Here is a 12,982-nt window from a genome sequence, read left to right as displayed (position 1 = left end):
TGCTATTGTGCTAAGTGTTAAGGGAAAGAAAGGATATGATGATGAAAAAAATATTGATGTTTTTTCTTATTTTTTTACTCGCATTTTCAAACACGGATGAGTGGATTGTAGTGGAAAAGTCAACACCTTTGTATGAAGAAGATGCAAGTACGATGAAAAAAAGTTTTTGGGAGCGAGTGATGGAAAAAGAAAGTGCTGTAGTAATGGTGCGTGGAAAAGTGCAACCCAATGTTCAGACTATGAGAAAGAATAGAATTAGAATATATTTATATTTTTTGTATATATGTTTACTTTATTGCCAATTAAAGAAAAAATGGAAAAGGGATATATTTAAAGAAATAGGAAGCTTTCTAGAATATCATATTTTGCGGATGCGTCAAATACATCAAATGGATGGGAAAAAAAGAAGAGAATTTTTCACATTCATTAACGCATAAGATAGGAAAGAAAGGATAGAAAAAATGGGAATGACAGGAGTATTTATGTTACTCGGTGGACTTGCATTATTTTTATATGGAATGCAAATGATGAGTAATGGGTTAGAAGCTGCAGCTGGTAATAAAATGAAGAAAATTTTGGAGAGGGTAACATCAAATCGCATTGTAGGTGTAGTTGTAGGTGCAGCGATTACAGCGGTGATTCAATCTTCTTCAGCGACTACAGTTATGGTTGTCGGCTTTGTAAATTCAGGCTTAATGACATTGAACCAAGCGGTATGGGTAATTATGGGTGCAAATATAGGAACAACAATTACGGGACAATTAATTGCCCTTGATATTGGTGCAATTGCACCACTTATAGCCTTTATTGGAGTAGCTTCTATTACATTTATTAAGAACGAGAGAGTGAAACATATAAGTGAAATTCTTGCGGGACTTGGGATTTTGTTTATTGGTATGGAGACGATGGGAAATGCAATGGCACCTTTGAGAGAATCTGAAGCATTTATTGGATTCATGGCAAATGCAAGTAATCCAATTGTAGGTATTTTCGTAGGAGCAATATTTACAGCGGTAATCCAATCTTCATCAGCCTCTGTTGGTATTTTACAGGCGTTAGCACAAACAGGAGTGGTTCCGCTTTCAAGTGCTGTATATATTTTATTTGGGCAGAATATAGGTACATGTATTACAGCCGTACTTGCTTCTATCGGTACAAAAACAAATGCGAAAAGAACTACAGTTATTCATTTAATGTTTAATGTGATTGGTTCAGTTTTATTTACAGTAATTTGTTTAGTTACACCATTCGTACATTTGGTAGAAACATTAACTCCAGGAAATACCGTTGCACAAATTGCTAATGTACATACTATTTTTAATATTACAACGACATTATTACTTCTTCCAGTTGGAAATTATATGGCTAAATTAGCGGTAAAAATTTTGCCGGAATCAAAAGAAGACATTGAAGAAGAACATCGCTTGGCATATATTGAAAAATTTGAAAGTAGTTATGCGGTAGGAAATGCTGCGCTTGCAATTTCGCAAATAGAAGGAGAAGTAAATCGTATGCTCACTATGGTAAAGAAAAATACAGAAACTGGTTTTGATGCACTTATTTATGGTGATAAAATTAATGCAACAAAAATGCTAGATAGAGAAGAGTATATTGATTATTTGAATAAAGAAATTTCAAAATATATCGTGGGCTTTATGGGAACAGAAATGGCAGATGAAGATCTGAGAAGAATTAATGCATATTATAAAATTATTTCTAATATTGAACGTGTTGGTGATCATGCAATGAATTTTTTGGGATATGCGAAAGATTTGAAACAATGGGGAATGAAATTTTCAGATTCAGCATCAAAAGAAGTAGAAGAAATGAAAACACTTTGTGCTAAAGCGTTGGAAGATATTACTGTGGAAGATATTTCTAAAGCAGAAAAGATTTTAGAAAAGTCTGCTAAAAATGAACAGAAAATTGATGACATGAAAGAAATGTATTTAAAGGAACAAATTGAAAGAATGAAAAAGGGTGACTGTAAAGCTGAAACAGGAATTATTTTTTCGGAAATTCTTACAGATTTTGAAAGAATTGGTGATCATATCTTAAATATTGGTGAACAATACAACGAAATGATGTAATGCGATTGCTAGTTTTTCCTGAAAGAGGTATAATAAATCTAGAACACATAAAGAAGCAAAGGAGGCTTTCTTATGAAGATAGATATGCACTGTCATGTGAAAGAAGGTTCAATTGACAGTAAAGTGAGTTTGGACGAATATATTACAATTTTGAAGAAAAATGGTTTTCAGGGAATGCTGATTACAGATCATAATACGTATAAAGGGTATCGTTACTGGAAAAACAATATGCGTGGGAAAAAACACACAGATTTTGTTGTGTTAAAAGGTATTGAATACGATACACGTGATGCGGGACACATCATTATTATTATGCCAGAGGGAGTTAAGATGCGCCTTTTAGAAGTGAAAGGTCTTCCAGTATCTGTTTTGATAGATTTTGTGCATAAGAATGGTGGGATTTTGGGGCCAGCACATCCTTGTGGTGAGAAGTATTTAAGTTATGCAAATACAAAGAGATTTTTTAAATCTCCAGAACTAATCAAAAGATTTGACTTTTTTGAAGGGTTTAATGCATGTGAATCCGAAGTATCCAATGAAGCAGCGATGAAACTAGCAACACGTTACCAAAAGCCAGCAGTTGCGGGAAGTGATTCTCATAAGCCGGAATGTGTAGGAAAAGCATATACGATTTTACCGGAGTATGTTACTTGTGAAACGGAGTTAATTACGTTAATTCGAAGAAAAGTGCCGATGGAAATCGGAGGGACTTTATATGCTAAGACAACAAAGGAAAAATTAGGAAAAGCAAGTAAAATTTTAACGTATTCTTTTTGGATATATAATAAGGGTGGAAACCTTTTAAAGGCACACAAACGAAAAGGAAAAGAAAAAGAAGAAAATCCCGTAGATGCAATAGATCCGATTGAAGTAGAACTTTTAGCAAAAAAGAAATTTAAAAATATATCATAAAAAGCAAAGAAGGTATGTCTTTTGGCATATCTTCTTTTATACATTAGAAGTATGAATAGGTATAAAGAAGGTGAAGATATAATATTAGATGGAATATGGATGGGTGTGCTACTTATTATCTCTATACAAGATATACGATATAAAAAAATAGAAAATAAATGGATTTTGGTTTTATTAATTTGTGATCTTTTTAAAGGGTTTTCTATGGAAGGGGTTGTCGGTGCATTGTTAGCTGGAATAATTTTTTTCATTATACTCGTGTTCGCACCATCAAGTTTTGGTGGAGGAGATGTAAAATTAAGTGTAGTAGCAGGATATTATTTAGGGGCAGAAAAATGGTTTTATAGTTTTGCAATAGCAGTGTTTTTGGCAGGAATGGTTATTTTTAGAAAATATATTTTAAGGAAAATAAATAAAAAAGAAGAAATTGCATTTGGACCCTATCTTTGCTTGGGGATAGTGATAATGAAAGTTTTTGCTTAAATAATAGTGACAGAATGATAGCAAATTGATATAATTATTAAGATTAGGCCATTTGGGTGTTTAATGCAAATAGGAGTAAGGAGATAGAATAATGGAAAAAGTAGAATTTTTACCTGTGTTGTTAGCCAGCGATATTAATGTATATAGTATGGCAAGAGCATTTCATGAAGAATATGGAATTAAATCATTAGTGGTAGCAAGAAGTTCCAGTAATATCATTGCAAACAGTAAAATTCTTGTATATAGAGAAAGAGCAGGATTGGACAAGACAGATATTTTTCTTAAAGAAATGAATGCTATATATAACAAGTATGGAAAGGAAAAGAAACTTATTCTTATTGGATGTGCAGATCATTATGTACGTTTGATTGTGGAAAATAAAGAGAAGTTAAAAGATAAATTTATTTTACCTTATACAGATAAAGAAGTATTAGATAATATTGTTTTAAAAGAAACATTTTACGAATTATGTGAGAAATATAATTTGGATTATGCCAAAACATTTATTTATAAGCCGGAAATGCAGTTTGAATTTGATTTAAAAGATATGTTGTTTCCAGTAGTATTAAAAGCGTCCGATAGTGTGAAATTTCATCGAAATAAATTTGAAGGATTTCACAAAGCATACTTTATTGATACAAAAGAGGAGTTAGTAGATACATTAAAATTGATTTATAAAAATGGTTATGATGATAATATGATTATTCAGGAGAAAGTTCCTGGGGAAGATGCAGCGATGTATGATTTGCAAATTTATGTTGGAAGTGACCATAAAGTCAAAATGATGAATCTTGGAAATGTTGTATTGGAAGAGCATACGCCTACTGCAATTGGTAATAATGCAGCGACAATTACTATGTCAGATTATAATGAAGAACTGATGAAAAAAATACAGTTTTTGATGGAAGATATAGGATATGAAGGCTTGGCGGATTGTGATTTAAAATATGATTATCGAGATGGCAAATATAAAATGTTTGAAATCAATATTAGACAAGGAAGAAGTCATTATCGTGTAACAGGTGGCGGCTATAATTTGGCAAAATATATCGTGGACGATTATGTATATCATAAAGAAATTCCAACGACATATGTAAAAGATGAATATTTTTGGCATGTTGTTCCATTAGGAGTCGTTTATAAGTATGTAAAGGATAAAGAAAAGATTGCCAAAATTAAAGAATTAGTAAAACAAGGAAAAGTTTGTGATTCGTTTTATTATAAAAAAGACATGTGTTTGAAGAGAAAAATCATGTATTGGCTTAGATGTATGAATCATTATAAAAAATATAAAAAATACTTTTAGAAAATATAGAAAATAAAAAAAGCACCAAACTTTGATGAAGTCCACAAAGTTTGGTATTTTTATTAGATATTTTATTGGGAAAGAAAAAATGATGTTATAATGTCTATAAATAATTGAAAGGAGAGAAGCGAATGAATGGGTACGAAATAATATTATGTTTTTTTATATATGGTTTTTTGGGTTGGTGTACAGAGGTTGCCTTTGCAGCGGTAAAGGAAAGACGATTTGTCAATAGAGGGTTTTTGAATGGTCCGATTTGTCCAATTTATGGTGTGGGTGTTGTCATGGTCGTACAACTTTTAATGCCATATAAGTCTAATTTGCTTTTATTGTATGTGACATCTGTAATTGTAGTGACTGCGTTGGAATGGTTGACTGGATTTGCACTTGATAAAATATTTCATAATAAATGGTGGGATTATTCAGGAATGCCATTGAATTTAAATGGATATGTATGTTTATTGTTTTCACTTATTTGGGGAATTGCTTGCGTAGCAATTGTGAAATGGATTCATCCATTTATTTATAAAGGAGTTACAGTTATCCCAGGATGGATTAGAACTACAGTCGATCTTATTTTAGGTATAGTTATTTTATTGGATCTTTATGTAACTGTTTCTAAAATTTTGAAAGTCAATAAACATCTAGAAAAAATGGAAGAGATTGCCAGAGAACTTCGTCGTATTTCAGATGAAATTGGAGAAAATATTTCAAAAGATGTTTTGGGAGTTATTGAAAGAAGAGAAGACATTTCTGAAGAAATGGCAGAGAAGATCACAGAGTTAAAGCAGAAATACAGAGAACTAGCTGTACGCAATGCTAAAAATATGAAACGACTTATGAAGGCGTTTCCTCGCATGACACCGAGAAAACATGAAGAGATTATTGAAGAATTGAAAAACTATTTAAAAAAGAAATAAATAAAAAAGGAAAGTGAATATGAGAATAGCAAGTTTAATTTCAATGGCAGAAGAATATTTTGTTTTAGGAGCAATTGGAATTTCAGTTCTTTTAGCACTTGTGTTGGTGGTATATAAATTTTTGCTTAAGGGGAATAAGAAATTGAAATTCAGTAGAATTTTTGGATGGATTTTATTGGGGAGTTACACAATAATTGTACTTGGAGCAACAATATTTAGTAGAGCAAGTATAACGAATAACCGAAGTATATTACCATTATTTTATTCTTATCGTGATGCATGGATAAATTTTTCTTTAACCGCATGGAGAAATATTATTTTAAATGTGTGTATGTTTGTACCTTTTGGAATCTTACTACCATTTATGATTAAATTTTTTAGAAATTTTTGGAAAACTTATTTGGCAGGATTTTTATTTACATTATGCATAGAAGCAGTTCAATTGTTTCAAAAAAGAGGAATTTTTGAATTGGATGATATACTACACAATACAGTAGGAATGATGATCGGTTATGGTATTTATGCGTTTATTGGTATGGTGCTCAAGAAATATAAAAAGGAAAAAGTTTCGTGGAAAAAAGTTGCAATTTTACAGTTGCCATTGATAATTTGTGTGGTTGGTTTTTCGGTTATTTTTATTTCGTATCATAATAAGGAGCTTGGAAATGTAGGAGGACAATATATTGTGACTTATGATGCGGATAAGTTACAAGTAAAGTCAAACAATAAATATAGTAAAGAGGTAAAAAAAGTTCCAGTATATCAATTTAAAAGATGGAGTAATGAAGATGCAGCTGATTTTGCAGAAAATCTTTTTCAAAAATTAGGTATTCAACTAGATAAAGATAGAAATGATTTTTATGAAGATATGGCCATTTTTTATGGAGAGAATCAGACGAGTCTTTGGATATATTATGCGGATGGAACATATAATTTAAGCTGTTTGTTTGATGAAAATGATGAAATAAAAACAAAGTTTTCCGAAGAAGAAATTCGAAAAGTATTTGAAAAATATAATATTATTATTCCAGAGAAGGCGACGTTTAGTGAAGAGGATGGAATATATACTTTTAATATAGATCCAGTAATGGGAAATAATAATCTGACAGAAGGGGAAATCAGTGTCAAGGTTAGTGAAGAAAAGGAAATAATAGAACTAAATTACGGGTTAAAACAATGTAAAATGTATAAAAAATTTGAAGGAATAAGTGAGCAGGAAGCATTTGAGCAAATTTGTTCGGGACAATTTTACTATCCGTATGGAAGGGCAGATAAATTGTCTATTGTAGTTAAAGAGTGCAAAATGCGGTATGTGATAGATTCGAAAGGATATTATCAACCGGTATATTTGTTTGCTTGTGAAATAAATGGAGAGAAAAATGAAATAAAAATACCTGTAGTGCAATAAAAACATAAGATGGGAAAGATAGTAAGAACTGTCCTTCCTATCTTATGTTTTTAATCAAAAAATTTAAGAACTATTGACAAATGAAAAAAATTGACATATGATTTATTTGCTCGTCTAATTACATATCAAATATTCAGAGGGATAATCTTCCCAAGTATTCAAAACGAGAACAATTTTATATCAGAAAGGAGGCTTAATTAATTTTATTTTAAATTTATTTAACAATAAAACAGTTTATTAAACAAGGAGGTTTATATTCATTGCAAAAAGTGAAAAAAGAGGTAACAAGTGTAGTACTATTGTTTTGTATGATGATTTCTTTTCTGTCATATCAAAAAGTTGCTCATGCACAGGATAAAGGGAAAGTATCTATTCCTAAGATGATTAGAATTACAACAAGTCCGTATAAGATTACGCAGTATGGAAAAGAAAGTCGAGGAACATTTGGAGTTATGTTTTTTGTTCAAGAAGGTGGTTTAAAAAGAATAGGGTATTGTATGGATTTCGGAAAGAAACTTCCAGTAAATAAACCGCTACAAGTCTTATCAGAAAAACAGAATGAGCAATTAAAGGCCGCAATCGAATTTGGTTATCAAACAGTAACGGAGACACCAACAGATAAACAAAAAGCACAATATGCAGCAACACAAGTAACGGTTTGGAATATTGTAGAGGGCGTTCATGGAACAGCAAAAGCGCGTAAAGCTATGGAAGAGTATAGTCATTCCTTAAAAAAGGCATCAGATGGTTTAGCATTTTACGATGAATTGAATCGTAAAATTAGTAATGTGGGGAAATTGCCAAGCTTTTTGAGTAATAAAAAAGAAAATATGGAAACCCATACATTAGCATGGAATATAGAAAAGAAACGTTACGAGATATTTTTAACAGATGAAAACAACGTGGATTGTAAATTACAAATTGTAGGAAATTCTTCATTGAAATTAGAAAGTGTTGATTCAGAAAAGAAGGAATACTGTTTATTTACAGAAAAGGATTTATTTAGCCAACAAGAAGTTGAAATAAAACGGGTAGATGAACAGAGAGGTACACGACCGTATTTAATTTATGGTGCAGGAGGTGCAGAATATCAAAAAGCAATTGCATATAATCCACAAGGGGTGAAAAGTTCGGTAGAAGGGTGGTTAAAAGTAAAAACAGAAAAAGGGCAGATAGAAATTATCAAAACGGATGCAGAAACGCAATTACCAAATAGTGTTTTTTTGGGAGCTGAATATGAATTGTTATCAGAATCAATGGAAAAAATACAATTACTGAAAATAAATGAAGAAGGACGCGCATTTTCAAAGGAATTACCTGCGGGAACATATTATGTGCGTGAAATAAAAGCTCCTGAAGGGTATAATCTTGATGAAGTGTTACATACAGTGACGATTCCTTCTGAGGATAATACGCTTTATGCAAAAGTAAATTCAAAAGAAAGCATTATTCGAGGCGATGTAGAAATTAGGAAAGTTAGTGAAGGAAGACCAATGCCGGATGTGGAATTTACATTAACGAATAAAAAAACTGGAGAACAAACAATTATTAAAACGGACGAGAAAGGTTTTGCGACGACGAAAAGTGAGAGCAGTGTTAGAGGGAACCTTGTCTATGGAATATATACACTAGAAGAAACCAAATATCCAGATGGATATATTCCGATTTCTCCGTTTGATATAGCTATTCATCAAGAAAATGTAACTTTGACATATACATTGGAAAATGAGATGATTAAAGGAAAAATTCGAATTGAAAAAAAGGATAAAGAAACGAAAAAGTTATTGGATGGAGCCGTTTTTGAAATTATTGCGAAAGAAGAAATACAAGCAGCAGATGGCAGTGTGTTGATAAAAAAAGGAGAAACCGTTGATAAAATAGAAACCCAAAACGGTATTGCTGAAAGTAAAGAATTATATCTTGGAACATATCTTGTAAAAGAAGTCAAAGCACCGGATGGATATATACTTCCGGACAAGTCTTATGAAATACATTTAAAATCTCAAGGGAAACAAAATCCTATCATTACGGAGAATCTTTCCGTAGAAAATCAAAAAGAGCAAACAGTAATTAAACCAAAAGAAGTAAAGACAGGAGATGATAGCAAATTAGGAATGTATAGCGTGATTCTTCTTTTTGCAATAGCAAGTCTACTAAATAGCTATCGGTTGTATAAACGAAAAAAGAATAATTTAGTCTAAGGAGATTGACAAAGCGATGACAGAAATAATATAATAGTTACCAAAAGGAACTACTATTTTAAAGGAGGAAAAGTATGTTATTGCTTTCAAAAGAAGATATTCGAAAAGTATTTACAATGCAAGAGGCCATTGAAGCGGATAAAGAAGCGTTTTCCATTTTTTCAGAAGGGAAAAGCGTGGTGCCTCTTCGTACAAATATTGGAGCGCCAAAACATGAAGGAGCGTTTTTATTTATGCCTTCTTATGTAGAAGACTTAGAGTGTTCTGCTATTAAAATTGTAAATGTATTTCCTAAAAATATAGAAAAAGGAATACCAACAACTCCAGCACAAGTATTGTTGATTGACGGAACAACGGGAGTGGTTATTTCTGTTTTAGACGGAACATATGTAACACAACTTCGTACAGGAGCAGCATCAGGAGCAGCGTTTGACATTTTAGCAAATAAATCTGCAAAAAAAGGAGCGTTGATTGGAACAGGCGGACAGGCAGCAACACAGTTAGAAGCTATGCTTGCAGTAAGAAAGTTAGAAGAAGTAAAAGTATATGATATTAATTTGCAAAGGACAGAAGATTTTGTGAATAGAATGAACAAAGAACTTGCATCGTATGGAACAACGATTCTTGCAGCAAAGAGTTCTGATGAAGCAATTGAAGATGCGGATATGATTGTAACAGTCACACCATCTTCTAAACCTGTGTTTGATGGGAAAAAGGTAAAAAAGGGAGCAACAGTAAGCTGTGTTGGTTCTTATCAACCACATATGCAAGAAATGGATCCTTCTATTTTACAAAGAGCAGGAAAAATTTATTTTGACTCAGAAGAAGCTGTTTTATCAGAAGCAGGAGATATTCTTATTCCATTAGAAGATGGACTAATCACGAAAGAAGATTTCACTGGAGATTTAGGGGATGTTCTTCTTGGAAAAGTAGTTGGACGAGAATCAGAAGAAGAAATCATTGTATTTAAAACTGTAGGAATAGGAACACAAGATCTTGTTACGGCAAAACGTATTTATGATAAGGCGGTTGAACAAAAGATTGGAACAGAGTGGAACTCGTAACATATAAGGAGGAAGAAAAAAATGAGTCAAGAATATTGGAATGGTGCAGAGGCAGCGCATAGAAGAGTAATGATGAAAGCGGCAGGATATTCGGATGAGGATATTCGTAAAAAACCACATATTGGAGTACCAAATTCATTTATGGAAGGATCTCCAGGAAGTGCACATTTAAGACAAATTGCTGAGGCAGTAAAACAAGGAATTTGGGAAGCTGGTGGTGTTCCAGTGGAATTTGGTATTCCTGCAACTTGTGGAAATATCGCAAATGGTGCAGAAGAGTTGAAATACGAGCAAGTAGGACGTGATATTGTTGCTATGTCAGTAGAATTTGTTACAAAAGTGCATAATTTCGATGGATTAGTAATGATAGCTTCTTGTGATAATATTATTGCAGGATGTTATCTTGCAGCAGCAAGACTTGATATTCCATCTATGGTTGTTACAGGAGGTTCTATGCAACCAGGACATCATTGTGGAAAAGCCATTGTAGAAGCGGATTTAGATGTGGCAAGATTTTCAGGAGCAGGAGAAGAATATTTAGATGAATTAGAAGAAGCAGTTTGTCCATCATTTGGTGCATGTCCATCTATGGGGACAGCTAATACAATGCAGATGTTAGGAGAAGTGTTTAATCTTGTTATGCCAGGAACAGCAACGGTTCCAGCTTCTGATAATAAGAAACTTCGTCAAGCAAGAATGGCAGGAAAATATGCGGTAGAATTAGTAAAAGCAGGAAGAAAACCTTCAAACTTGATTACAAAAGAAGTTTTATTAAATGCCATTATGTTTGATATGGCAGTAGCTGGTTCGACAAATGCGGTGTTACATATTTTAACAATGGCATATGAATTAGGTCTTGATGTTACATTGGAAGATTTTGAAAAATATGCAAAAGAAATTCCATGTATTAATGCAGTTATTCCTAGTGGTCCGTTTACGGTTGTAGATTTTCATTATGCAGGAGGAGTTCCAAATGTATTGAAAATGCTTGAATCTAAATTATATAAAGATGTTCCAATGATGACGGGAATTACTTTAGGAGAATTTTTAAGTCATTTAACTGCGAAACCAAATGAAGTTATTCATAGTTTTGAAAAACCGTTGTTTAATGAACCAGGATTGAAAGTGTTACGTGGAAATATTGCTCCAAATGGTGCCATTGTTAGACCAACAGGAGTTCCAAAAGAAGTAAAATATATCAAGGGTAAAGCAAAGGTATTTGACGGAGATAGAATGGCATTTGAAGCAATTGAAAGTGGTAAAATTGTTGCTGGAGATATTATTGTTATTCGTTATGAAGGATGCAAGGGAGCTCCAGGAATGAAAGAACTTATGTTAAGTATTGATGCGCTTATAGGTTTAGGTTTACATACAAGTGTAGGGCTTATTACAGATGCAAGATTTTCAGGTTTTAATTATGGTGCAATTGTAGGTCATGTTTCTCCAGAAGCATATGATGGAGGAGTGATTGCTCTTGTAGAAGATGGTGACGAAATTATTTTAGATACGATAAATGGAGAAGCAACATTATGTGTATCTGATGAAGAACTAAAGATACGAAGAGAAAAATGGGTATGCCCACCACTAAAAGAACAAAAAGGTTGTTTGAATTTATTTGCAAGAAACTGCCGTCCAGCAGAAGAGGGTGGTGCAATGCAACCGTGGTAAATGTAATTCCCTTATTAAATAAAATTGGTTTAACGGAAGCAGAGAGTAAAGCGTATTTATCTTTATTACGATATGGATGTTCATCAGGATATGAAGTGAGCAAAGTGTCAGGAGTTCCTCGCTCCAAAATTTATAATATTTTGGAAACCCTTGTGACCAAAGGATTTGTTCGATTCAGTGAGGGGGAGGGGACAAATCAATATTTAGCAGTTCCGATAGAAGAAGTATCTGAGAAAATACAAAAAGAAACGAAAGATACATTAGAAGAATTGTCTTTGCAACTAAAAAAATATCAAACTTCTACAGATTTAGAATATATTTGGCACATTCGAGAGTATAAAAATGTATTTGCGAAATGCAGAAATATCATTCAACATACAGAAGAAGAACTTCTTGTTCAAATTTGGGAAGAAGATTTACCGCAAGTTGAAGAAGAATTGAAAGAACTTGAAAAAAAAGGAGTGCGAATTGCGATTGTCTACTTTAGTGAAGATGAAAATTCAACTATCCCATTTAAACATTACAGCAGACACGGTATGCTCTCTGAAAAGAGAAGGGAAATGGGTGGAAGATTTATTACGCTAGTTTCCGATGAGAAGGAAGTTGTTTTTGGGCAAATTATTAATGAAACCGTTGCTGAAGTTATTTGGACAAAATCAAAGCCAATGATAGCGATGTCGGCTGAATGTGTACGTCATGATATGTATTTCTATAAAAATGTAGGGAAATTTAAAGAAGAAATGCAGGAAGAATTCGGAAAAGATTATATTAAAATTAGAGATATTTTTTAAAAATAAGAAACTTTAGTTGTATGTAGTATGACTAAAGTTTCTTTTTGTTTGATATAAAAAAATATTGACTTTTTATATCAGTATGAATTACGATAGTGCGTATAATTTTTTTGTATGACAAGAAAAATTTATTTTATGA

11 protein-coding genes are annotated in these 12,982 nt (G+C 32.5%); all 11 read left to right on the top strand.

Annotated elements, in window-relative coordinates; translation table 11 throughout:
- Positions 1-35: 35 nt before the first annotated feature.
- The 11 genes from ACY2U7_RS05335 (at position 36) to ACY2U7_RS05285 (ending at position 12,843) form a co-directional block, all read left to right on the top strand.
- A complete protein-coding gene (locus ACY2U7_RS05335) occupies positions 36-437 on the top strand; it encodes a hypothetical protein (protein WP_461812163.1) in 402 nt (133 codons plus the stop codon).
- A gap of 24 nt (positions 438-461) precedes the next feature.
- On the top strand, positions 462-2,090 hold the full coding sequence (locus ACY2U7_RS05330; protein ID WP_461816006.1) for a Na/Pi cotransporter family protein: 1,629 nt from the start codon (positions 462-464) through the stop codon (positions 2,088-2,090).
- A gap of 72 nt (positions 2,091-2,162) precedes the next feature.
- Positions 2,163-3,002: a PHP domain-containing protein gene (locus ACY2U7_RS05325; protein WP_461816005.1), complete on the top strand. Its 840-nt coding sequence runs from the start codon at positions 2,163-2,165 to the stop codon at positions 3,000-3,002.
- 51 nt (positions 3,003-3,053) lie between these two features.
- Entirely contained in the window at positions 3,054-3,485 is a 432-nt protein-coding gene (locus tag ACY2U7_RS05320) for a prepilin peptidase (RefSeq protein ID WP_461812166.1), read from the top strand.
- Between the two features lie 91 nt (positions 3,486-3,576).
- On the top strand, positions 3,577-4,791 hold the full coding sequence (locus ACY2U7_RS05315) for a carboxylate--amine ligase (protein WP_461812167.1): 1,215 nt from the start codon (positions 3,577-3,579) through the stop codon (positions 4,789-4,791).
- A 131-nt stretch (positions 4,792-4,922) separates the two neighbouring features.
- The gene (locus ACY2U7_RS05310; protein ID WP_461816004.1) at positions 4,923-5,711 is read left to right on the top strand and encodes a putative ABC transporter permease; all 789 of its coding nucleotides are present in this window, start codon (positions 4,923-4,925) and stop codon (positions 5,709-5,711) included.
- A gap of 19 nt (positions 5,712-5,730) precedes the next feature.
- Positions 5,731-7,119 (top strand): VanZ family protein, encoded by a 1,389-nt coding sequence (locus tag ACY2U7_RS05305; protein WP_461816003.1) that lies wholly within the window; start codon positions 5,731-5,733, stop codon positions 7,117-7,119.
- Between the two features lie 269 nt (positions 7,120-7,388).
- A complete protein-coding gene (locus ACY2U7_RS05300) occupies positions 7,389-9,320 on the top strand; it encodes a SpaA isopeptide-forming pilin-related protein (protein WP_461816020.1) in 1,932 nt (643 codons plus the stop codon).
- Between the two features lie 74 nt (positions 9,321-9,394).
- A complete protein-coding gene (locus tag ACY2U7_RS05295; protein WP_461811650.1) occupies positions 9,395-10,384 on the top strand; it encodes an ornithine cyclodeaminase family protein in 990 nt (329 codons plus the stop codon).
- Positions 10,385-10,405: 21 nt separating this feature from the next.
- Complete coding sequence (gene ilvD, locus ACY2U7_RS05290; protein WP_461816002.1) at positions 10,406-12,052, top strand: dihydroxy-acid dehydratase; 1,647 nt, start codon at positions 10,406-10,408, stop codon at positions 12,050-12,052.
- Entirely contained in the window at positions 12,046-12,843 is a 798-nt protein-coding gene (locus ACY2U7_RS05285) for a TrmB family transcriptional regulator (RefSeq protein ID WP_461811652.1), read from the top strand. The genes ilvD and ACY2U7_RS05285 overlap by 7 nt, the downstream gene beginning before the upstream one ends.
- Positions 12,844-12,982: the final 139 nt, after the last annotated feature.

The sequence above is a fragment of the Faecalimonas sp. genome (genome assembly GCA_029264305.1).
In the GTDB taxonomy this organism is placed as follows: Bacteria; Bacillota; Clostridia; order Lachnospirales; family Lachnospiraceae; genus Faecalimonas.
This window is presented reverse-complemented; position numbering and strand designations above follow the sequence as displayed.